At 66.0% G+C, this 26,137-nt stretch carries 2 protein-coding genes; both read left to right on the top strand.

What is annotated here, in order from left to right:
• Positions 1-843: 843 nt before the first annotated feature.
• Positions 844-25,308 (top strand): non-ribosomal peptide synthase/polyketide synthase, encoded by a 24,465-nt coding sequence (locus tag K940_RS27195; protein ID WP_081706193.1) that lies wholly within the window; start codon positions 844-846, stop codon positions 25,306-25,308.
• On the top strand, positions 25,302-26,099 hold the full coding sequence (locus K940_RS0106685; protein ID WP_028476899.1) for an FkbM family methyltransferase: 798 nt from the start codon (positions 25,302-25,304) through the stop codon (positions 26,097-26,099). The genes K940_RS27195 and K940_RS0106685 overlap by 7 nt, the downstream gene beginning before the upstream one ends.
• The last annotated feature ends 38 nt before the right edge of the window (positions 26,100-26,137 follow it).

Genomic DNA, 26,137 nt, shown 5'->3' with positions numbered 1-26,137 from the left:
TCGCAGACTACGAACCTGCGCCGTGGTAGGCGTCTGTCGATGGTCCCGAATCGAGGGGTCCTTCGACCGCAGCTGTGATCACAATGCGATCTCATCCGGCGATCTGTGCGCTGGGACGCGGTGGCCGCCTCCTATCGGGTAGTCGCTGTTCGCGCAATATGGGTCAGCCACCGTACGCCGGTGTCGTTGCCAGGGTTCCGTAATTCTGTTGTCGACGAACGAATTTCGTTGTCGAGTCGGCATGGTGATATTCGGACGGAAGGTTCGAGACCGCAGTGGGGTGGGCGATCTTTGTTCCGGCGATGTCTTACGTTTCGCACCGGACCGAACATTGAATGTGGTATGTCTGTTCACGGGCTCAACCGTCGGATTCCTCTGGTAACAGGCGATTTACGGTCAGTATGCCAGTGAACCGGCCGCCTCGATGCGGATACTGTCGTAGTCGCTGCCTCGGGTGGGGAACGATCCCCGGTTTCCTTCCGAGGCGGGGGTTTGGTATGACTACTTCGGGGGCGGGCTGCTGTCGGATAGTGTGCCCCGCATGCGCGCGGATGTTTCGCGATGTTTTTCCACTGGTGCAAATGTCTCGTTTTCAGTTTTCGAAATGTCGAGAAATATGGACAAACGGGAGGTGTGGTAGTCGCTGTAGAAGTACCGCCGGCGCGGTTCGATTCTGTGCCCGGCGAATAGAGCTATACGCGGTACCTGATCGGCGCATCGAACTACAGGGGTAGCGCCATTTCGAACTGGACAAAATTCATATACGACGCAGATTTCGGATGCGGCAGACGGTGAGCTTCCGCCGTCCTTTCGCGCGTCCGGGTATGAGTTAGGGGTCATGCGATGAATCCGAAGTCAGACGGATCTACCGGGGACGGTCCGGAGCTCATTCCACTCTCGAGGGCGCAGTATGGCATGTGGCTCGCGGATCAAATGCCCGGCGGACCGGCTGTCAACATCGCACACTATGTCGACATCGAGGGGCCGGTCGATGTCGACGCGTTCGTCGAAGCCGTGACCGAGGGCGGACGTGAGACCGAGTCGCTGCTGGTGCGGGTGGTGGAGTCCGAAGGTCGCCCGTTTCAATTCGTCGACCGCAGTATCACGTCCTACGACGAGGACATGCTGGATCTCAGTGATGCCGACGACCCGGTCGAGGCGGCGATGGAATGGATGCGCCGCGACTACAACACCAAAGTGCTCGACCTCGGCCGTGACCGGCTCGTCAGGACCCGGCTGATCAAGGTCGGCGCGCAACGGTACTTCTGGTACGCCCGCGCCCATCATCTCGTGATGGACGGGTACGGCGCCTTCAACGGGGTGACCCGCATCGCCGAACGGTACAACGCTCTGCTCGAGGACAGAGCGCCCACGCGATTGGTCGCTGCAAGCCTGCGCGACATCGTGGAAACCGAAAGCGCCTACCGGGCCAGCTCCAGGTTCGAAACAGACAAAGCATACTGGCTGGACAAGGTCACGGACCTGCCCGTGCCGGTCGGTCTGTCCGGGCGCACAGCACGCCCGAGCAAGGTCGACTGCGTCGCCGCGCTGCAACTGCCGTCGCGGGTGTCGGACATGCTCGACCGCTTCGCCGCCTCGGGACACGCCTCCGCGGCCCAGGTCGTCGTCGCGGCGTTCGCTGCGTTCCTCGCGCGGATGTCCGGCGCCGACGATGTGGTGCTGTCGCTACCGGTGAGTGCGCGCGTGACGAAGCGCTTGCGCAATGCCGGCGCGATGTTGGCGAACATGGTGCCGATCCGTTTCGCCATCGATGCGACGACCACAGTGGACGCGTTGATTCGTGCCTCGGTGTCCGAACTCGTCTCGGCGATGCGGCACCAGTTGTACCGGTTCGAGGATCTGCGCCGCGATTCGAACGCACTCGACGCCTCCGCGACCTCGTTCGGGCCGATCGTCAACATCCTGTTCTTCGACACCGAGATTCGTCTCGGGGCGGCCACCGGTCGATACCACGCGTTGACCTCCGGTGCGCTCGATGACCTGCAGCTGAACCTGTACCGTTCGGGGGCCGAGGCGCCGCTGCTCATCGAGTTGCACGGCAACACACACCTGTACGAGCAGAGCGAACTCGAAGCTCACGTCGGCCGGTTCGTCGATTTCCTGAGCCGGTTGATGGAATCGGCGCCCGACACTGCTGTGGCGGACATCGAGCTCGTCACGCCTGCCGAGGAACAGCGCATCCTGCGCGACCTCGCCGGCCGGGCCGGTGCACGGCCCGCGGCGACATTGGTGGAACTGTTTTCGCGGCAGGCTGCCGCCACGCCGGACGCGGTGGCAGTCACCGCGGACGCCACGGCTCTGACATACCGCGAGCTGGATGAACGATCCACCCGCGTGGCCCAAGGGCTCATCGCTGCGGGTGCGCAGCCCGAATCGATGGTAGCCATTGCGATGTCGCGGGATGCCGATCTGATCGTCGCCGCATTGGGTGTCCTGAAATCGGGCGCTGGGTACTTGCCGTTGGACCTGGCCCACCCGGTCGAGCGGCTGGAATACATCCTGCACGATGCCGCCCCGATCGCGGTCGTGACCAATCGGAGCAACCGAGACGACCTTCCGGCCACTGCTGCGCGAGTCGTTCTGTTCGAGGACGTTGTGGACGACGATCTGCACCCGGTCACCGACCTACACCGGATCGGCGCGTTGCATCCCGACCACCTCGCATACGTGATCTATACCTCTGGTTCGACCGGGCGACCGAAAGGCGTGTCGATCACCCATCGTGCGGCCGCCACCTACCTGGCGAACTCGTGTGCCGAGGCCGGAATCCAGGCCGGCGACGTGTGGACGTTGTTCCACTCGTTCGCGTTCGACTTCTCGATCTGGGAAATATTCGGGCCATTGGTCACCGGTGGCCGCATCGTCGTTGTCGACACCCCCACCAGCCGCGCGCCGGACGAGGTCGTACGCCTGGTGGCGCGTGAGAAGGTCACCGTCTTCAGTCAGACGCCGTCAGCGTTCAATCAGTTCGTGGCGGCGCAGCAGCGGTACGTGCAATCCGGAACCGGCGAGGGCGAGCTTGCGCTTCGTCTCGTGGTGCTCTCGGGTGAAGCCCTCGACCCGGCGGGGTTGGCCGACTGGTATGAACACAACCCGAATCTGCCGGTACTGGCCAATAGTTACGGCATCACCGAAACCACCGTGTTCGTCACTTTTCTCCGACTGACCTCGGATATTGCTGCGCCCGGCGCGCCGAGCACGATCGGTCCGGCCTTGCCCGGGTTGCGTGCCTACGTCCTGGACACTCGGCTGCGTCCGTGCGCACTGGGAGCTTGGGGCGAGATCTATGTCGCAGGAGCACAACTTGCCCGCGGATACCTGGGGCGACCTGCGCTCACTGCGGGACGTTTCGTTGCGAACCCGTTCGATGCGTCGGGCGAGCGACTCTACCGAAGTGGGGATATCGCGCGATGGAATCATCGTGGCGAATTGGAGTACCGCGGGCGTGCCGACGACCAGGTGCAGCTGCGCGGATTCCGCATCGAATTGGACGAGATCCGCAATGCACTGCTGAGCCACAGCGCTGTCTCTGCAGCGGTTGTCGTCGTGCATCTCCCGGGCACCGAGGCGGCCCGCATCGTGGCATACGTCGTGCCGGCCGGCGACACCGGCTGCGACGCCGCCGATGTGCGTACACATATCGGCGCGGCGCTGCCGGATTACATGATGCCGGCGAGCATTGTCGAGATCCATGCAGTGCCACTGACGGTCAACGGCAAAGTGGACCATCGAGCCCTGCCCGAGCCGGCATTCGACTCGGGTGCGGCGTACGTGGCGCCCCGCACAGTGGTCGAGGAATCGATCGCCGACGTGTTCGCCGAGGTTCTCGGCCTGGATCGCGTGGGTGTCCTGGACAGCTTTTTCCAACTCGGGGGCAATTCGATCACCGCGACCAGCGCCGCCGTGCGCATTGCGGAGGCCACCCGCTACGACGTGTCGGTCCGTGACCTGTTCGTCAAGCCGACGGTCGCCGAGCTCGCCGCCACGCTCGAGGACGGTCGCCGATCCGCCAAACCCGTTCTGGCTGCCCAGCGCCGACCCGACCCTATCCCGCTGGCTCCGGCGCAGAATCGAATGTGGTTGGTCAACCAGGCCGATCCGGGCTCGGCGGCATACAACATCCCGCTGGTGGTGCAGCTGTCCGGACGTCTCGATGCCGCCGCTCTGCGCGCGGCACTGACCGACGTGCTCGAGCGGCACGAATCGCTGCGCACGGTCTATCCAGCCGTCGACGGAGAGGGAACCCAGAAAATCCTGCCGACACAGCAGGTCCTCGCCCACCTCGATCTGTCGCCGCAGCCGACCGACCCGGATGACATCGCGCCGCGAATTCGCGATTTGACCAGGATAGGCACCGACCTACGGGAACGCCCGCCGATCCGGGTTGCGCTGCTGGCGACAGCGGATCGGCGACGGCACGTACTGGTCGTCGTCTTGCACCATATCTGCTGCGACGGTTCCTCTCTGCGGCCGCTTGCGGCCGATGTCGCCATCGCTTACGAAGCGAGAGCGGCCGACAAGACACCCGATTGGCCCCCGCTGACGGTGCAATACGCCGACTACAGCATGTGGCATCGCACGGTGCTGGGTGACGCGACCGATCCGGACTCGATCGTGGCGCGCCAGCTGCGCTATTGGGCAGGGCGGCTGGAGGGCATGCGACCGGTTCTCGAACTGCCCACCGATCGTCCGCGTCCGGCACAGCAGTCCATGGCCGGGGATATCACGGACACGGTGATTCCTGCCGCCACCTTCACCGGCATCGAGCAATTGGCGCGCGCCGCCGACGTCACGACTTTCATGGTCGTCCACGCCGCGCTGGCCGTCCTGCTGGCCCGACTGGCCGACAGCACCGACATCACCATCGGGACACCGGTCACCGGACGCGGCGAGCGTGCGCTGGAGCCACTGGTCGGCATGTTCGTCAATACCGTGCCGTTGCGCACCGAGGTGCGTTCCGGCGAGTCGTTCATGGGGTTTCTGTCACGGGTCAAGGACATCGATGTCGATGCCTTCGCACAGAGCGATGTACCGTACGAGCGCTTGGTGGAGGAACTGCATCCGGAGCGGTCGACCGCATACGCCCCGGTGTGCCAGGTGTATCTCGCTTTCGAGAACATGGACCGCCCGCGATTGGAGCTCTCCGAGCTCACCGTCGAGTTCCTCGATCCCGGGGCAGAGCCGGCCAAGGTGGACATCATCGTCACCGTCGCCGAGAATTCCGCCGCGGGTGGCGATGTCGCGCTGCGGCTCAACTATGCCACGGACATGTTCGACCGCGAGAGCGCGGAAGAGCTGGTCGCACGCCTGAATCGGGTTTTCGACGCGGTCGTGTCGAATCCGCACGCCCGGGTTGGCGATGTGGACTTGTTGTCCGGGGTCGAGCGGCTGGAGCTCCTGCCGGCCTCGGGCGGTCGAGCCGAGCCGTCGCGGGTGCTGGCCGAGGTGTTCGCGGTAGCCGATCCGACCGCTGTGGCAGTCGTGTCGGGCCAGCGCGTGCTGTCCTACGGAGAGCTCGACGCGTGGTCCAATCGCGTTGCGCGGGTGCTGATCGATTGGGGCATGGGTCCCGGTCGCCAGGTCGCGGTGGCGATGGGCCGATCGGTGGAGTTCGTGGTCGCGGTGTGGGCGGTGGTCAAAGCGGGTGCCGCGTTCGTACCCGTCGATCCACGCCATCCCCGTGAGCGGGTCGACCACATGGTCGCCGACTCCGATGTCGAGATCGCGGTGACGATCCAGGCCGTCCGAGCGCTGGTTCCCGGCCAAGTCCGAGCGTTGGTTCTCGACGACCCGCAGACAGCGGCCTTCGTCGAGGCGCACTCCCCGGCACCGGTCGGCGACGCCGACCGCACCCGACCCTGTCGAGTGTTGGATGTGGCCTACGTGCTCTACACCTCTGGCTCGACCGGCACGCCGAAGGGTGTGGCCGTCACCCACGAAGGATTGGCGAACTTCGCGGTCGAACAGCGGGAACGCTATCGCGTCGAGCAGCGGTCGCGGGTGCTGCAAGTGGCGGCGCCCGGTTTCGACGCGGTCGTTCTGGAGCTGTTGATGGCGCACGCGAACGGTGCGGTGCTGGTGATCTCGCCGCCAGAGGTTTCTGCTGGCGGGCCGCTGGCGCAGTTGATTCGAACTCACGAGGTGTCCCACGCCTTCATCACACCGAGCGTGCTGGCGACGATGTCGCCGGACGGACTGGACTCGTTGCAGGTACTGGTGGCCGGTGGCGAAGCGGTGTCGGCCGAGACGGCCGCGGTGTGGGCGCCGGGACGGCGATTGCACAACGGGTACGGGCCCACCGAAACCACGATCATGGTGGCGATCAGCGATCGACTGTTCGCCGGGGAGCCGGTCACGATCGGCGGCCCGATTCGTGGTGTCGATGCTGTCGTGTTGGATGCTTGTCTGCGGCCGGTACCGGTCGGAGTGACCGGGCAGTTGTACGTCTCCGGCATGCAATTGGCTCGGGGCTACCTCAACCGGCCCGATTCGACAGCCGTCCGGTTCGTCGCCAACCCCTACGGTCCGGCCGGTACGCGCATGTACGGCACCGGTGACCTGGCGCGCTGGACCACGGAGCACACTCTGGAATATCTCGGACGGACCGACTTCCAGGTCAAGATTCGCGGTCAACGGATCGAACTCGGCGAAATCGAGGCCGTCCTGGCCGCTCATCCCACTGTGGCGACGGCCGTGGTGGTCGGTGTGACCACCGACAGTGGTGCACGGCTGGCGGCATACGTGACGCCCGCGGATGGCGTTGTGGACACCGTGGAATTGGTGACCTTTGCCGCGCAACGACTTCCGTCGCACATGGTTCCCGATGCCGTGTCGGTGCTCGACGAGCTCCCGCTGTCGTCGGTGGGCAAGGTGGACCGGGCAGCGTTGCCGACGCCGGAGTTCGCCCCGGCCGCCGAATTCGTTGCGCCGCGAACCCCTACCGAACAGATCGTCGCCGACGTCTGTGGGCAGGTGCTGGGCATCGAACGTGTCGGCATACTCGACAGTTTCTTCGCGCTGGGCGGCAACTCACTGTCGGCGACTCGGGCGGCGGCACAACTGAGCGGCGCGTTCGGTGTCGATGTTCCACTGCGCACGTTGTTCGAGACCCCGACCATCGGGGCATTGGCCCAACACCTCGCCGCCGCTGATGTGGCCGAACGACACCCTCTGGTACCGCAAGAACGTCCGGAGCGGATTCCTTTGTCGCCCGCACAGGCTCGCATGTGGTTTCTCAACCAGTTCGACACGAGCTCGGCGATATACAACATCCCGCTGGTCGTGCGCATGTCGGGCGATCTCGATGTGGACGCCATGCACGCGACGATCGCAGATGTATTGGACCGACACGAATCGTTGCGCACCGTCTACCCGGACAGCGACACCGGGCCACATCAGATGATCGTCTCGGTCGGCGCCGCATTGCCGCACTCACCGCTGGCGCCGATCGAGGCGAACGAGATCGAGGCGCGAATCCACACCGAGGTGACAGCCGGGTTCGACGTCACGACACAGCTTCCGTTTCGGATCACCCTGCTGCGCAGCGCACCCGACGAGCACACCCTGGTGCTCGTGGTCCATCACATCAGCTTCGATGGCGCATCCCTCGCGCCACTCGCCGCGGACCTGATGACCGCCTACGAGGCGCGAGTCCAGGGCGCAGCGCCGCGCTGGGCGCCGTTGCCCGTGCAATACGCGGACTACGCTCTGTGGCAACACGCTCTGCTCGGCACCGAGAACGATCCGCACAGTCGGGCCGTTGCCCAGATCGAACACTGGGTGGCGGCTCTCGCCGAACTGCCGGAGGTGCTCGACCTTCCCACGGATCGTCCACGACCTGCCGCGCAGTCCTTCCATGGTGCGACGGTGTCGGCAAGGCTGCCGGCGGACCTCCATCGGAAGGTGGTCGCACTCGCCCGGCGACACGACGCAACGGTCTTCATGGTGATGCATGGGGCGTACGCGGCGATTCTGGCCCGACTTGCCGGAACGGGCGACATCGCGGTCGGCACTCCGATCGCCGGTCGGGGCGAGCCCGGACTGGATGGCCTGGTGGGAATGTTCGTCAACACCTTGGTGCTGCGGACACGCATCGAACCCGGTGCGTCGTTCCTTCAGATCGTGGACCAAGTCCGGGCAACCGATCTGGCCGCCTTCGAGAACGCCGACATCCCGTTCGAGCGGCTGGTCGAGGTGCTGAATCCGCCTCGGTCGACCGCACACGCACCGCTGACCCAAGTGGGCTTCTCGTTCCAGAACATCGAAATCCCGACCGTGGAATTCGAAGGCCTGACGGTTTCGGTGCAGATGGCCGATCCGAACGTCGCCAAATACGACCTGCACCTCAATCTCGTCGACACCTTGGAACCGGATGGCGAGCCGGGCGATATGGAGGTCGAATTCGGCTACGCGACAGACCTGTTCGACGAGGCGACCGTGGTCTCGATATTCGATCGCTACGTGGCGTTGCTGCGCGGGGTGGTCGCCGACCCTACCTGCGCCATCGGCGACATCGATCTACTGTCCGCGCAGGAGGCTCGGGAACTGGCCATACGGGCCGCTGGGACGGTCGTGCCGGCGGCGTCGGCCACGGTCGCGGATTTGTTCGCGGCACAGGCGACTGCGACGCCGGAGAGCACGGCGGTGCTCGACGTCGACAGCGGTGGGCGGCTGCGCTACCGCGAGTTCGCGGCCCGAGTCAATGCGCGCGCACGAGCATTGATCGAGCGCGGCATCGGCCCGGAAACCCTGGTGGGCGTGGCGATGCACCGTTCGGTGGATCTGCTGACCACGCTGTATGCCATTCATGCCGCGGGTGCTGCTTACCTGCCTTTGGATCCGGATCACCCACTCGATCGGATACGTGCCGTTGTCCGCGCCGCGCAGCCGTGCGCGGTGGTGATCCGACCCTCCGACGAGCCCGCACTACCCGACGACGTGCCGGTGTGGACGCTCGACGAACTCGACGCAGAACACCGCGACCCTTCGCCGCTGACCGACGCCGATCGCATTCGACAGTCGAAGCCGGACGATCTGGCGTATGTGATCTATACCTCCGGCTCGACCGGAGTACCGAAAGGCGTGGCTGTATCGCATGCGGCAGTGGTGAATCAACTGCGCTGGATGCACAGCCACTATCGTCTCGGCGGCGATGACGTCATGATGTTGCGGACACCGGTGACGTTCGATTTGTCTGTCTGGGAACTGTTCTCCGCGCCGACCTGCGGCGCCGCGCTGGTCGTCGCGGGCGCCACCGCGCACACGGATCCCGAATCCGTGGTCGCGACGATGGCCGAACATCACGTGACCACAGCGGATTTTGTTCCCTCCCTGCTGTCGGCATTCCTCGACGTGGCCGCGGGACGCGAGCTTCCCGACCTGCGGCAGGTGCTGTGTATCGGGGAGGCGCTTCCCATCGAAACAGTGCGCCGGTTGCGCGAACTCAGCAGCGCGCGCATCGACAATCTGTACGGCCCCACCGAGGCCGCGGTCAGTGTGACCGCCCACCGGGTCGAGGCCCTTGACGCGACCGTTGTGCCGATCGGCGTGCCCGAGGCGAACGTGACCGTCCACGTCGTGGATTCACGACTGCATCCCGTGCCGGTCGGCGTGACCGGCGAGTTGTATCTCGGTGGTGTTCAACTGGCTCGGGGCTATCACGAACGTCCCGGTCTCACCGCGACCACGTTCGTGGCGAACCCCTTCTCCAGCGCACACGGTTCTCGCCTGTACCGAACCGGCGACCTGGTTCGGTGGGACACCGACGGGAACCTGCGCTACGTCGGCCGGTCCGACACCCAGGTGAAGATTCGCGGCCTGCGTATCGAACTCGGTGACATCGAGGCCGCATTGGTCGCGCACCCGCAGGTGAACGCGGCCGTCGTCCAGGCCCGAAGCGATGCAGACGTGTCGCGTCTGGTCGCCTATGTGGTGGCCTCGCAGACTGTCGATGCCACACAGGTGCGCAGTTTTCTCCTGGATCGGCTGCCCGCCTACATGGTGCCGACGTCGGTGTTGAACATCGAGGCCATCCCGCTGACCGCGAACGGCAAGGTGGACTATGCGGCATTGCCCGTGCCGGACACGGTCGTCGACACACCGCGGTATCGAGCGCCGCACGGGCTCGCCGAGCAAGCCATCGCGACCGTGTTCGGCGAGCTTCTCGGCCGGCCGCAGGTCGGCGCGGACGACAACTTCTTCGACCTCGGTGGGAATTCTCTCGTCGCGGCGCGCGCACTGAGCCGCATAGCCGACGTCGTCGACGCATCCATCCCCGTTCGCGTGATCTTCGAAGCGCCCACGGTCGCGGACCTGGCCGCACGCATCGGGCAACTGCGCGCGGTGCCGAACCTGCCCGCTCCGGCGGCGAGACCTCGGCCGGAGCACATCCCGCTGTCGCATGCGCAGACGAGGATGTGGTTTCTCAACCAGTTCGATCCGGACGCACCCGGATATGTGGTGCCGTTGGCCCTGCGGCTGGACGGAAACCTCGATCTCGAGGCGTTGTCCGCCGCCGTCGGAGACGTCCTCGAGCGTCACGAAAGTCTGCGTACGATCTATCCGGCGATCGACGGCACCCCGACACAAGTTGTCCTGGACGCAGCCGATGTCACCGCGACGATCGATCTGACGCCGCAACCGATCGGCGAGCGGGAGCTGCCCCAGCGGTTGGCCGAATTCTGCAGCAGCGGCTTCGATGTGGCGAAGAGTGTGCCAACGCGTGCGGTGTTGTTCCAGTTGTCGGACGCGGCATGGACGATCGCGGTGGCCGCGCATCACATCAGCTGTGACGGCTTTTCGGTGGCGCCGCTCGCTGCTGACCTGATGAGTGCCTACGCGGCGCGGTCGAGCGGTAGCCGGCCGGATTGGGCGCCACTGGCGGTGCAGTTCGTGGATTACGCGCTCTGGCAGCGCGATGTGCTCGGCTCGGCGGACGACCCACACTCGCCTGTGGCCCGCGATATCGCGTACTGGCGCACTCGACTCGCGGGCATACCCGACCGGATCGACCTGCCGTTCGATCGGCCACGGCCGATCGAACGGTCCCAACGCGGCGCTGTTGTCCAAATGACGATCTCGGGCGAGTTGCAGGGACGGGCGGAAGCGCTGGCGCGGCGCGCCGGGGCGACCACGTTCATGGTGGTGCACGCGGCATTGGCGGTGTTGTTGTCGAAGCTGTCCGGCAGCGATGACGTCACGATCGGTGTGCCACACGCCGGACGTGGCGATAGGACGCTGGACGGTCTGGTCGGGATGTTCGTGAACACTCTCGTCCTGCGGACTCGGCCCGGGCCGGATCAATCCGTGCTGGACCTGCTGACGCACGTGCGGCGCACCGACGTCGAGGCCTACGACCACGCCACGGTCCCGTTCGAAAATGTCGTCGAGGCGCTCGATCCGGTGCGCTCCACCTCGCATTCGCCACTGTTCCAGGTGTTGCTCGCCTATCAGAACATGGCGCCGGTGCAGGTGGAACTGCCGGGACTCACCGTCGAGAACCTGGACCCGGGTGACAGTGCCGCGATCTACGACCTGCTGCTCATGATGACCGAGGGCCACGGCATACACAACGAGCCCACCGGTATGACCTTGCGCCTCACCTATGCCACCGATGTCTTCGATCACGACTCGGTGGTGCGCCTGGCCGAACAATTCGTCCGGGTCCTCGATGCGATCGCCGCCGACGCCGACATGGCTGTCGGCGAGATCGATCTACTCGATGCGGCCGAACGGAACCAGGTGCTGCACCAGTGGAACGACACCGGCGCCGGTGTCGGCGGTGGTCGAACGCTCGTCGACGCGTTCGATGCGCAGGTTGCCCGCACCCCGAACGATCTGGCGATCCGAGAACCCGAAACCAGTGTGGCGCTGACCTACCAGGAGTTCGATGCCCGTGTGAATCGGCTCGCTCGCTGGCTGATCGCCCGCGGCGCCGGGCCCGAGACAGCGGTGGCGGTGGCCATCGGCCGCTCGGTCGAACTCGTGACCGCCCTGTACGCGGTGGTGAAGACGGGCTCGGCCTTCGTTCCGATCGACCCGGAGCATCCGAGTGCCCGCATTGCTCGAGCGCTGTCGGTGGCACAGCCGCTGCTGGTGCTCACGACAGCCGCGGACGGTGACGATCTGCCGGATACGTTCCCGATCGTTCGGCTGGATCGAGTGGACGCATCGGGTCTGTCGCAGTCTCCGATCACCGACGCCCACCGACGGGGTCCACTGCGGCCGGACAATGTCGCCTATATCTTGTTCACCTCGGGTTCGACCGGCGTGCCCAAAGGTGTCGCCCTGACCCACGCCGCGACGACGAGCCAACTGGCATGGGCGCAGCACCAGTGGCCGCACGGGCGGTCCGACGCGGTGCTGCACAAGACGCCGATCACCTTCGACATCGCCATCTGGGAGTTGTTCTGGCCGTTGCAGACCGGAGCGCAGATCGTCGTTGCCGCTCCGGGCGGGCACCGCGATCCGCACTACATCACACAGGTCATCGCGCACATGCACATCACAACCGTGCACTTCGTCCCCTCGATGCTCGAGGTTTTGCTGGAAGCTGTGGACGGGGCCGATGCGTCGTCGCTACGACGGGTGTTCCTGGCTGGTGAAGCTCTGGCTCAACACACCGTGGACGCCGCGGAAACGAGGTTCCCGAGCGCGGAGCTGGTGAACTGGTATGGGCCAGCGGAGGCCGAGGTCGTCACCGCGGCGCCGTGCCGGCGGGGGGCGCCGAACCTCGCCTCGGTGCCGATCGGCGTGCCGGTTTCCGGGATGCAGGTCTTCGTGCTCGATGCCCGCCTGCGACCGGTCCCGGTCGGGGTTGCCGGTGAACTGTACGTCTCGGGCGCACAGGTGGCGCGCGCCTATCACGGGCGTGCCGACCTCACCTGCTGCGCCTTCGTCGCGCATCCGTTCGGCGCGGCGGGTGAGCGGCTCTATCGCACCGGCGATCTCGCGCGCTGGCGCAAGTCGGGGGAGCTGGAATATCTGGGCCGCGCAGACTTGCAGGTGAAGGTGCGTGGTCAGCGGGTGGAGCCGGGCGACATCGAAGCGGCGCTGCAGGCGATCGAACAGGTCGCGCGGGCGGTCGTGCTCGCCACATCGGACCGAATCCACGCCTACGCGACGCCGGTCGCAGGCGCGGTGGTCGACGCGCGGGCACTTCGCGACCAACTCGCCGCGACCTTGCCGGCCTACCTGGTTCCCGACAGTGTGCAGATACTCGACACGATGCCACTCACCGCCAACGGCAAGCTCGATCGGGCTGCGCTGCCCCGCCCGGTATTCGACGGTGGTCAGACCTTCGTCTCACCACGAACCGACCGCGAGGCGGTGCTCGCGCGTGTGGTCGCGGAGCTCACCGGAGTGGACCGAGTCAGTGTCGTGGCGAACCTTTTCGAAGTCGGCGTCAACTCGCTGTCGGCCGTCCGGATCGCGGCGCGCGCACAAGTAGCGCTCGGTGTCGAGATCGGTATCCGGGATGTCTTCGATGCGCCCACGATCGCCGCATTGGCCGAGCGAGTCGCCGCACGCACCCGGACCGAGGACGTACCGCTGTCGCCCCGCCCCCGCCCGGCAACGATTCCCCTGGCGGCGGCGCAACGGCGGATGTGGTATCTCAATCAGCTCGACCCGAGTTCGGCGGCATACAACATCAGTTTCGCCGCCCGATTGACCGGAGCGGTGAACATCACGGCGCTGCGGGAAGCGTTCCTGGACGTGGTGGCCCGGCACGAGCCGCTGCGGACGACCTACCCGATGATCGACGGCACACCGTGCCAGATCGTGCACGATGACATGCACGCAACCGCGGATGTGGTGTTCGCCGCGGAGCCGGTGTGCGACGAAGCGGATCTGGCCGACCGGGTCCGAGTCGTCGTCGAGACAGGATTCGATGTCACGCAATCGGTGCCCGTGCGGGTGCGGTTGTATCGCACGCCGACCGATGACCATGTCCTGGTGCTGGTGGTCCACCACATTGCGGCCGACGGATCGTCGATGTCTCCGCTCGCACGAGATGTGTTCTCCGCCTATGGCGCTCGAGTGCGCGGTCGGGCGCCGCAGTGGCAACCTCTGGAAATCCAGTATGCCGACTATGCGATGTGGCAAGCGGACACGCTGGGCTCCGAGGAGGACCCGACCTCACCGATCGCTCGGCAGATCGAATACTGGACCGAGGTTCTCGGCGATGCGCCAGAAGTGCCTGCGCTGCCGAGCGACCGGCCTCGGCCGACCACGATGTCGATGGCCGGCGCCGCCGTTCGCGTCGAGCTGCCGGCGCGATTGCACGACGACATCGTGCGGCTGGCACACCGCGAGGGTGTCACCGTGTTCGTCGTGTTGCATGCAGCGCTGGCGATCCTGATGGCGCGCACCACGCACGGTGACGATGTCTCGATCGGTACAGCGGTCGCCGGTCGCGGCAGGCCGGAGTTGGACGAATTGGTCGGCATGTTCGTCAACACAGTGGTCTTGCGTACCCGGGTTCACCCCGAACGCTCGTTCCAGCAACTGCTGAGCGACGTACGCGATGTCGACTTGGACGCGCTCGCACACCCGGACCTGCCCTACGAACGGCTCGTCGAGATTCTCGATCGTCCGCAGTCGACGGCCGACTCGCCGCTGTACCGGGTGATGTTCGGGCTGCAGAACACACCAGCGGCTCGTTTCGAGTTGCCCGGCATCGGTATCGAACTACTCGACCCGGGCATTGCCCAGGCCAAGTCCGATCTCACCATGTTGCTGACCGAACGCTTCGATGCTAGCCGGCCAGCCGGAATCGACGGCGAGATCATCTATGCCACAGATATTTTCGTGGAAACAACCGCTCGGATGGTGAGTGATCGGTTCGTTCGAGTCCTCGAGGCTCTGACAATCGATCCGACGCGGCCGATCGGAGCTGTCGGCCTGCTGAGCGCCGAAGAGACCGAACGCCTGGTCCCGGCCCGGGGAGGCCCACCCACACGAGCGTGCGCGCTGCCGGACCTGTTGGCGGCTGCCGTTGCCGCGGACCCGTCGGCAGTAGCTCTGATCGGGCAAACCGAGACGCTCTCCTACGGCGAACTCGACCGACGCGCCAACCGACTGGCCCACTATTTGCTCGATGCCGGAGCACGGCCAGGAACACGTGTCGCGCTGGCCGCGCCACGGTCGGTCGACTATCACATCGCTTTGTGGGCGATCGCGAAGACCGGCGCCACGTTCGTTCCGGTCGATCTGCGGTATCCCGCCGAGCGGATTGCGCACATGGTGAGCGACTCGGGTGTCGAACTCGGTCTCACGTTCCTGTCCGCTCGCGCCCCGTTGCCCAGCAGTATTCGGTGGCTGGCGCTGGACGACCCGGACATCGTCACCGAGGTCGAGGCGCAGCCCCACCGCGCGATCACCGACACCGACCGTGGCCGCACACTGCGGGTCGCGCAGGCGGCGTATCTGATCTATACCTCCGGGTCGACCGGCACACCGAAAGGCGTCGTGGTCACCCACGAAGGTTTGGCGGGATTCGCGGCCGAACTCGGCGCGCGCTACCACCTGACCACCGCCTCGCGTGTGCTGCATGTGGCGGCGCCCGCCTTCGACGCCGTCCTGCTCGAGGCATTGATGGCACACACGGCGAGTGCGGCTCTGGTAGTGGCGCCGCCAGATGTGTTCGCCGGCCCCGAACTGTCGGGGTTGATCGCATCCCAGCAGGTGACGCACGCCTTCCTGACCCCGAGTGTGCTGGCAACGATGTCACCGGCCGGGATGGATTCGCTGCGAGTGCTGCTGACCGGCGGGGAGACGGTTCCTGCGGAACTGATCGATACCTGGTCGCCCGGACGGGACCTGCACAATATCTACGGCCCCACCGAGACAACGATCGTGACCACGATGAGCGATCCGGTGTCGGCTGGTGACCCGATCACCATCGGCGGCCCGAACCCTGGCGTGGATGCCGTGGTCCTGGACGCGAGATTACGCCCGGTGCCGGTCGGTGTTGCGGGGGAGCTGTACCTTTCGGGTCCGGTGCTGGCCCGCGGCTACCTGAATCGGCCGGTGACGACCGCGGCGTCGTTCGTGGCCGCTCCCTACGGCGCGCAAGGCGCCCGGATGTACCGCACCGGGGACATCGTCCGATGGACTCCGCAGTACGCGCTGGAATACCTCGGTCGCGTCGACTTCCAGGTCAAGATACGTGGCCAGCGCATCGAACTCGGCGAGATCGAAGCCGTGCTGACCACGCACCCGGCGGTGGCCGCGGTGGTGACCGTTCCGCGCAACCGGCCCGACGGACAACCGGCGCTGGCCGCCTACGTCGTGCCTGCGACGGACACGGTCGTCGACACCACCGACGTGCTCGAACACGCCGCAACCGCATTGCCCGCCCACATGGTGCCGTCGTCGATCACCGTGCTGGACCGTATGCCGATCACCGCGACCGGCAAGCTCGATCGGAAAGCGTTGCCGGAACCGGTCTTCGGGACAGACGACGAGCAGGCCGTCACCGCCTCCACCGATGCGGAGCGCACCATCGCGGCCGCCTTCGCGGATGTGCTGGGATTGCCGTCGGTGGGCGTGACGCGCTCGTTCTTCGCCCTCGGGGGCGACTCCATTCTGGCGATCCAGCTGGCCTCCCGGCTGAAGGCGTCGGGGGTAGTCCTGACAGGCCGGGATATCTTCGAGCACAAGACCGTTCGCGCACTGGCCCGCGTGGCTCGGGGAACCGACCGCGTGTCGCTGCCGGAATTGCCCGGGGGCGGAGTGGGGGAGATCCCCAGCACGCCAGTGGTCACCTGGTTCACCGAGCGACTGGGTGCCGCGCCACGCTTCGCCCAGTCCACGGTGGTGCGTCTACCGGGTGACGCGCAGGTCGATCGTGTGATCGCCACGGTGCACGCGGTGCTCGAGCAGCACGATATGCTGCGCTCGCGACTGCGCGAGCAGCGACTGGAAGTGCTACCCGCTCACTCCGACCTGGCTGCGAATTCCGTCCTGACTCGCACGTTCGGAGCGCGCGACACTCCGGACAGCGCGGGTTTCTCTGCAGTCCTGAACGCTGCCCTGGCCGCGGCCGCGGATGGTCTCGATCCCTCCGAAGGCCAGATGGTGCGGGTGGTGTGCCTGCTTCCCGAATCCGGCGTCGACGCCGAGGGGCGCGCACTGATCGTGATCCACCACCTGGCCGTGGATGCAGTGTCCTGGCGGATCTTGATTCCCGATTTCGCAGCTGCCTGGCAGCAGGTGACCCAGCAACGCCCCGTGGAGTTGCCGGCGCAGGGAACGTCCATGCGGCGATGGGCACACGCCTTGTCCGATGCCGCGGCGATTCGCGCCGGAGAGTTCGAGCTGTGGCATCGCATGGGTGCGGCGGCCGATCCCCTGCTCGGCCACACGGCGTTGGACCCTGCCGTCGACACCCAGTCGACGGTGCGGCAGCTGGTGGTCACCCTCCCGCAGGAGGTGACCGCGGCGCTGCTCGAATCGGTGCCCTCGGCGATGCGCGGCAGTGTCGACGATGCGCTGTTGGCCGGTCTGACCATGGCGACGACCCGGTGGCGCGCCCGGCGCGGTGATGCACCGGCGGGGGTGAAGATCCTGATGGAGGGTCACGGACGCGCCGAGCAGATCATCGAAGGAGCCGACCTGTCGCGCACCGTGGGATGGTTCACCAACACCTATCCGGTGGCGCTGGACCTCAGCGGGATCGACGCAACGAACGTGCGCGCGGTGGTGAAGTCGGTCAAGGACCAGTTGCGGTCCATCCCCGACAAAGGCATCGGCTACGGTCTGCTGCGCTATCTGAACAGCGGCACAGCCGACCGGCTGGCCGCCCTCCCGGAGCCGCAGATCGGTTTCAACAATCTGGGGCGCGTCGGCGTGGATCTCACCACCTTGTCCGGTCTGGCGTGGATGCCGACCGATGAGCAACTCGACCGGCACGCCGCATTCGATCCGGACATGCCCGTGGCCGCGCCGATCACCATCGATGTGATCGTCGTGGACGGCGCGAGCGGGCCTCGACTGTCGGCGCATGTCGGCTATGCCTCTCGCTTGCTCGATCACGCCGACGTGGCCGAACTCGTCGACGAATGGGTCGGGGCACTGACCGAAATCGCGACTGCCGCCGACGCAGAAGGCGACTGGGGATTGTCGTGCGCCGACATCGCTCATTCCGATGTCGACCAGTCCGAACTGGATACCTTCACCGACCGGTACGGGTCGCTCGACGACGTGTGGTCGTTGGCGCCGTTGCAGACCGGGTTGTTGTTCCATATCGAATTCGCCTCGGGCGAACTCGATGTCTATACCGCGCAATCGGTGCTCGCCCTGTCCGGAGAGGTCGACGAGCAGCGACTCGAGCGGTCGGCGGCGGCTCTGCTGCAACGACATCCCAATCTGCGCGCCGCGTTCGTCCGCACAGCCGACGGCGGCGCGGCGCAGGTCGTTCCCGCCGACGTGGTCATCCCATGGCGCAGCGTCGATCTGGGTGGCGATGCGGGAACATTGGAGGAACTGCTCGCGGCCGAACGGGCGATTTCGTTCGATCCGGCCGACCCTCCGCTGCTGAGGTTCCTGTTCGTCGATGTGGCGCCACACGAATACCGTCTGGTACTCACTGCCCACCACTTGCTGCTGGATGGTTGGTCGCTGCCTTTGCTGTGGCGCGATCTGATCGGCCTGTACGCGGTGCGCGCACGCGCAGAGTCGTTGCCCGCGATACCGTCCTACCGCACGTACATGCAGTGGCTGGCTGGACACGAATCGTCCGTCGGGGTCGAGGTATGGCGCGACGCGCTGTGCGAGGTCACCGAACCGACATTGGTCGCCGACACGCGAACCGCCACCACAGCGGACATCCCGGTCGATGTGGAGGTGGTGCTCGATCCCGCGAGCACGGCCGAACTGGCACGCTATGCGCGGGAGCAGGCGGTCACCATGGCGACCGTCGTGCAGTTCGCCTGGGCGGTGGTCTTGGGGAATCTGCTCGGTGTCGAACGTGTCGTGTTCGGCAGCACCGTCTCCGGGCGTCCGCCGGAACTGCCGGGCGTGGAATCGATGATCGGATTGTTCATCAATACGATCCCGGTCGCGGCGCAGGTGCACAAGAACTGGACCATCGCCGAGGCGTTGCAGCACATGCAGGCGAACAACACGCGCATGCTCGACCATCACCACATCGAACTGTCGAAGATCATGTCGCTGGTAGAGGCTGCCCCCCTGTTCGACACGCTCGTCGTCTTCGAGTCCTATCCCGTCGACAGCAGCGGTCTCGGCGATGCCGACATCGATGGTATGCGGGTGATGTCGGCGCAGGGCAGCGATGCGGCGCACTACCCGATCACCGTGCAAGCCCACCAGACCGACCGGTTGCACGTCCGGATCCGCTACCAGCGGGCTCGGGTCGAGGAACAGATCGCAGCTGGACTCGCCGCTCGCCTGAGCATGGTGCTGCGCGCGATCCTGGACGCTCCGCAGACGCGCTTGGGTGAAGTGGATCTTCTGTCGGTCGATGAGCGGCGTGCTCTGGCGCCGGCCTCGGGCGGTCGGGCCGAGCCGGCGCGCCTGCTGGCAGAGTTGCTGTCCGCTGGTGCGGCAGCGCATCCCGATGCGGCAGCGATCGTGTCCGGCACCGACACGATTCTTTACACCGAGCTCGATGCCTGGTCCAATCAGGTCGCGCGCCAGCTGATCGAGTATGGCGCAGGCCCGGGCGAGCAGGTCGCGATGGTGATGGCACGGTCGGTCGAGTTCGTGGTGGCAATCTGGGCAGTGACCAAGACCGGCGCGGCGTTCGTGCTGGTCGATCCGCGAAATCCAGCCGAGCGGATCGCGCATATGATCGATGATTGCGATGTACGTGTCGTGGTCACTGTCGACGCGATGCGGACGATGCTTCCGGAGCCGGTCCGGCTGGTGGTGTTCGATGATCCGGACACTCGGCTCGCAATGGAGTCCCGATCGGCGGCCCCGCTGACCGACGAGGATCGTACACGGAAATCGCATGTCGCGGACACGGCCTACGTGGTCTACACCTCGGGGTCGACGGGCACCCCGAAGGGTGTCGCGGTGACCCACGAGGGGTTGGCGAATTTCGCGGCTGTGGAACGTGACCGATTCGCCGTCGATGAGAACTCACGCGTACTGCATGTGTCCGCACCCGGGTTCGATGTCATCCTCTGCGAGGTGCTGTTGGCCCATTCGAATGGCGCGGTGTTGGTGATGGCACCGCGGGACGTGTTCGGCGGTCCGCAGCTGGCGGAACTGATTCGGCAGCAACGAGTGTCACATGCGGTCATGACCCCGAGTGTGTTGGCGACCATGTCGCCGGAAGGTCTGGATTCGGTGCGGGTGCTGATGGTGGGGGGTGAGATGGTCACGCCGGAGGCCACTTCCGCGTGGGCACCGGGTCGGCAGCTGCACAATGTCTACGGGCCGACCGAAACGACGATCTTGGCCACGATCAGTGATCCCCTTTCCGCCGACGGGCTCGTCACGATCGGGGGTCCGATGGGTGGCGTCGCAGCGGTTGTGTTGGATGCCTGGCTGCAGCCGGTACCGGTCGGTGTGGTGGGGGAGCTGTACCTCGCGGGCGTGCAACTGGCGCGCGGGTATGTGAACCGCCCAGCGACGACCGCGAGCGCATTCGTGGCGTGTCCGTTCGGCGCGGCCGGATCGAGGATGTATCGCACCGGAGACCTGGCGCGCTGGACACCCGAGTATGCGCTGGAGTGCCTCGGGCGCGGTGACTTCCAGGTCAAGATCCGTGGCCAACGCATCGAACTCAGTGAGATCGAAGCCGTTCTGGCCGATCAGCCCGGAGTGCAGCACGCGGTCGTCGTCGTGCGGGCAGACGCCAGTGGCGTCGACCGGCTGGTCGGCTATCTCGTCGGTTCCGAGGAGGTGGAGCCGGGTGCGGTCCTGGCAGCCACCAGGCTGCGTCTGCCCAGCTACATGGTGCCCGACGTCTGCGTGATGTTGACCGAACTGCCTCTCACCAGAACCGGCAAGCTCGATCGACTGGCGCTTCCGGCCCCGGACTTTTCGTCCGGGCGGGAGTGGGTCGCCCCCAGCACCGAGACAGAGCATCGAGTCGCGGAAGTGTTCGGCGCGGTCTTGGGTATCGACCGAGTCGGGGCGACCGACGGATTCTTCGACCTCGGTGGCAATTCGTTGTCCGCGACCCGAGCCAGCGCACAGCTGAGCACCGCACTCGGTGTGCGTATCGGAGTGCGGGATCTGTTCGAAACCTCGACTGTTGCCGAGCTCGCCGCACGGCTGGCCACCTTCGACCGCAGTGTTCGGGCACCGTTGGCGGCGCGCACCCGACCGGATCGGGTGCCGCTGTCGTTGGCCCAGCAGCGGATGTGGTTCCTCAATCAGCTCGACACCTCCGTCGGTGCATACAACATCCCACTGGTGATCCGGTTGCACGGCGAGCTCGATCTCGACGCACTGCGGCAGGCGTGCAGCCTGGTCATCGGTCGACACGAGACCTTGCGCACCGCGTTCCCGATGGCCGATGGCACGCCGTACCAGGCTGTGCTCGGCGTCGAAGACCTCGTGCCCACCTTGACCCCGGTCGACGTCGACCAACAGCAGGTGATGGCCCGAGTGATCGACGCGGTCTCGGCGAGCTTCGACGTGACGCAGGCGCCTCCGGTGCGACTGCAGCTGTTTCGACTGCGCGCCGACGCGCACGTTCTGGTGGTTGCCATCCACCACATCTGCGCCGACGGTCAGTCCATGATGCCGCTGGCACGGGATGTGGCAGTGGCCTATCAGGCGAGCAAGCAGGGCACGCAGCCGAATTGGCCGGCTCTGACAGTGCAGTATGCCGACTACACACTGTGGCAACGCGAGATGCTCGGCGACGAGCACGACCCGAACTCGGTCATGGCGCAGCAGTTGCGATTCTGGACCGACACCCTCGGCGGTCTGGCCGAGCTGCTGGAGTTGCCGACCGACCTGCCGCGCCCACCCGTGGCGTCCTTGCGTGGCAGCACAGTCGATTTCGCGGTCTCGGCGGCATTGCACCGGCGAATCGCCGCGGTTGCCCGTGAGGCGAACGCAACGGTTTTCATGGTCTTGCATGCCGCACTGGCGGTGTTGTTGTCTCGGCTCGCCGATGTCGACGACATAGCCGTCGGTACGCCCGTGGCGGGTCGTGGAGAGCGTGCGCTCGACGACCTGATCGGCATGTTCGTCAATACGCTGGTGCTGCGGTCGAAGGTGACGCGGCAGCAGTCGTTCACCGACCTGCTCGCCCAGACCAGGGAAACCGACCTTGCCGCATTGGCGCATTCGGACGTGCCGTTCGAACAGGTCGTGGAGGCGTTGAATCCGGTGAGGTCGACCGCGCATCTGCCGCTGTATCAGGTGACCTTGGATGTCCAGAATCTGGGCGCGGTGCCGCTGGAGCTGCCGGGTCTGACCGTCGAGCTGGTCGAAAACGGCTTCGAGCCGGCACAAGCGGACCTGAATGTGAAGCTTGTCGAGCAATTGGACGAGCAGGGTACCGCACAGGGCATGCTGGGACGACTGACCTACGCCGCCGACTTGTTCGTCGAGGAGACGATGACTCGGTTCGCCCAAGCCTATGTGCGGATCCTGGACGAGGTGACAGCAGATCCCACGGTCGCGGTCGGCGACATCGACTTGGTCGATCCCGCGCAGCGGCGGGAACTGCTGCAGGCGTCGGGGAATGCGGGCGCTGTCGTCCCCGAAACGACGCTCGCGGAGTTGTTCACCGCCAGGGCTGCCGCGCAGCCGGAGGCGGTTGCGGTGACCGATGGAACATCGCAGCTGACCTATGGGGAGTTGGATCGGCGCGCCGCCGCAGTGGCGGCGCGACTGCGCGCACTCGGTGTGGGACCGGAATCCTTGGTGGCGGTGGCCTTACCGCGCTCTCTCGAACTCATCGTGGGTCTACTCGGCGTCGCACGAGCAGGTGCGGGATATCTACCGCTGGACGTGGCCTACCCAGCCGAGCGCGTGAAGTTCGTGATCGAGGACGCAGCTCCCGTGGCAGTGCTGGCGTCACACGACACCGCCGCAGCGGTTGCGGAGTGCAACGCCCCGCTCGTGCGGATCGACGAATGCGTCGAAGGCGCCGCCGAGATCTCCGGGTCCGCGGCGTGGCCTCAGGTGCGCTCCGACAACGTCGCCTACGTGATCTACACCTCGGGCTCCACCGGCCGCCCGAAAGGGGTGACGGTCACTCATCGGGACGCGGTCACTCTGTTCACCAACGTCACACAGCGATTCGACATCGGCCCGGACGATGTGTGGACACTGTTCCACTCCTACGCCTTCGATTTCGCGGTGTGGGAAATCTGGGGTGCGCTGTTGTCGGGTGGCAAGCTGGTCGTCGTCGACTACGACACCTCGAGGACGCCGGAGGCCTTCGTGCGTATCGTCGCCCGCGAACGTGTCACGGTGTTGAGTCAGACCCCGTCGGCGTTCTACGGTTTCGTCGATGCCGAGCGTGCCTACCGTGAAACCGGTAGTCCCGTTGGCGCTCTCGACTTGCGCTACGTCGTTTTCGGCGGCGAGGCACTGGATCCGTCGCGATTGGTCCCGTGGTTCGGCGCGCACGAACCAGGATCTCCCCGGTTGGTCAACATGTACGGGATCACCGAGACGACGGTGCACGTCACCTTCTCGGAGATCACTCGCACGACCGAGACCGGGATCGGGTCACCGCTGCCCGGGTTGCAGGTGTATGTGCTCGATGACCGGCTGCGTCCGACGCCGATCGGAGCCGTCGGGGAGATCTACATAGCCGGCGGGCAACTCGCACGCGGCTATCTCGGAGCGGCGGCGGTGACCGCGGGCCGGTTCGTGGCCAATCCGTTCGATCCGTCCGGCGCCCGACTGTATCGGTCCGGGGACGTGGGCCGGTGGCGCCAGTCGGCCAAGGGGCTGGAGTTGATGTACGAGGGCCGCGCCGACGCTCAGGTGCAATTGCGCGGCTTCCGGATCGAACTGGGCGAAGTGGAGTCCGCGCTGGTCCGTCATCCGCAGGTCACCCGGGCCGCGGCCGCGGTGCACCGGCACGATCGGGATGTCGACCAGCTCATCGGCTATGTTGTGGCCGCCGACGGGCAGCAGATCGATATCCATGAGGTCCTCGACACCGCCGCCGAGCTGCTCACGAGCTACATGGTGCCGTCGACGATCGTGGTGCTGCCCGAACTGCCCTTGACCGTCAACGGCAAGCTGGATCGCAAGGCGCTGCCCGCCCCGAACTTCGATGCAGCGGCCAACGATTTCGTCGCGCCACGTACGCACACCGAAAAGGTGATCAGTGACGTGTATGCCCGGGTGCTCGGTGTCCGCCGCGTGGGAGTCACGGACGGCTTCTTCGACCTGGGCGGCAACTCGTTGCTGGCCACGATGGTGGTGAGCGAGTCGAGTGCTCGTGGCGTGACCATCGCGCTGCCGTGGATGTTCGACGACGCGACGCCTGCGGCGCTCGCGGCACGCGCCGACAGCGCCGAAGGCGGCTCCGGCCTGCAAGTGTTGCTTCCCCTGCGCGCGACCGGTACGCAGCCCGCAGTGTTCGGGGTACACCCCGCCGGCGGGTTGGCCTGGTTCTACGGTGCACTCGCCGAACACCTCCACCAGGATCGCCCGGTCTACGGCCTGCAGGATCCGCATGTCGTAGCCGGCGAACCCGTCGCGGAATCGGTGGACCAGTTGGCCCGACGCTACGTCGCCGAGATCCGCCGTGTGCAGCCGCACGGGCCCTATCACCTGCTCGGATGGTCGCTGGGCGGGGAAATCGCGCACGCGATGGCAGTGCAACTGCAGCGCGACGGCGCCCAGGTGGGTCTCCTCGCCCTGATGGACTCCATGGTCGGCTCGGCGGAGTCGGCTGCGCTGATCGATCCGGTGGACGAACCCGCTCCAGGGCAACTCATGGCAGACCTGCTCGGTGGGTGGCGCGAACTGTTCGACCTCGGCGACGACGTGACCGCGACCACCCACGAACAAGCATGGGGCGTCATCCGTGACCAAGTGACCGCAACCGGAATGTTCACCGCTGAGCAGGTCGATCGAGTCATGGAAAGCTTCACCACCGCCAACGACGTCGCCCACGACTATCGGCCCGGAACCTACGACGGCGATCTGGTCTTCTTCACCGCTGGGAAGGACCGAGCCGATCACGACGCCGTCGCCCGGACTTGGCGACCCCACATCACCGGCGCCGTGCACAACACGGTCGTCGACGCACGCCATCTCGAGTTGACCCATCCGTATGCAATGGCCCTCATCGGCCCAGTTCTGGAAAGGTTCATGAACGAATGCTGACGACGACTCTCCAGCAACTCCAACACCTGCGACTCGACGACGGCAGGACGGTCAGTTGCACAAGTCCAGCAGAGGCGCGGATGTTGTGGAACGAGATGGCAACCGATGGGTACTACCGACGTGCCGCTGCCCACCTACGAGCGGGGGACCTCGTACTGGATATCGGCGCGAACATCGGGCTCAGCACAATGATGTTCGCCGACACCTGCCCCGACATTCAGGTGATCGCCGCCGAGCCGGCTCCGGTGACTTTCGATTGCCTGGAGCGCAACGTCGCCGCTCACGCACCGCGTGCGGTTGCGCATCGCGTCGCGGTGGCAGCCGCCCCAGGCGTGGCGTCGTTCACCTGGTACCCGCGGGCGTCGGCGAATTCCGGTCTGTACGCCGACCGCGAAGCAGACGACGCAGCCACCGCGACCTATTTGCGTAACAGTGGGCTGAACGACGAAGCGGTCGCGCTCATCACCGCCGGTCTGCACGATGGTGAGCAGATCGACGTCGAGGTCACCACGGTGTCGGCGATACTCGACGATTTCGATCCGAAGGCCGAGATCGGGCTGCTCAAGATCGACGTCGAGCGCGCCGAACTGGATGTGCTGCACGGCATCTCCGATGCGGACTGGCCACGCATCCGCGCTGTCGTCGCCGAGGTGCACGACCGGGATTCGCACCTGGCGCAGTTTCGCGACCTGGTGAGTCGACACGGCCTGTCGGTGCAGATTCGACAGGACCCGAGTCTGGGCGGGACCGAACTGTACGAGGTGTACGCGGTTCGGACCGGGGGCAGGTGACGAGTCCGCCGTCGGCACTGCGGTCACCGCAGTGCCGG

Origin of the sequence: Nocardia sp. CNY236, from assembly GCF_000482385.1 — a bacterium.
GTDB lineage: Bacteria > Actinomycetota > Actinomycetes > Mycobacteriales > Mycobacteriaceae > Nocardia.
Note: the sequence above shows the minus strand (reverse complement) of the source record. Positions and strands in the feature narration are given on the sequence as shown.

What these genes read in the sequence shown, in the direction of transcription:
- K940_RS0106685 (WP_028476899.1), top strand. Translation starts at nt 25,302, where the DNA reads ATGCTGACGACGACTCTCCAGCAACTCCAACACCTGCGACTCGACGAC.
- K940_RS27195 (WP_081706193.1), top strand. Translation starts at nt 844, where the DNA reads ATGAATCCGAAGTCAGACGGATCTACCGGGGACGGTCCGGAGCTCATT.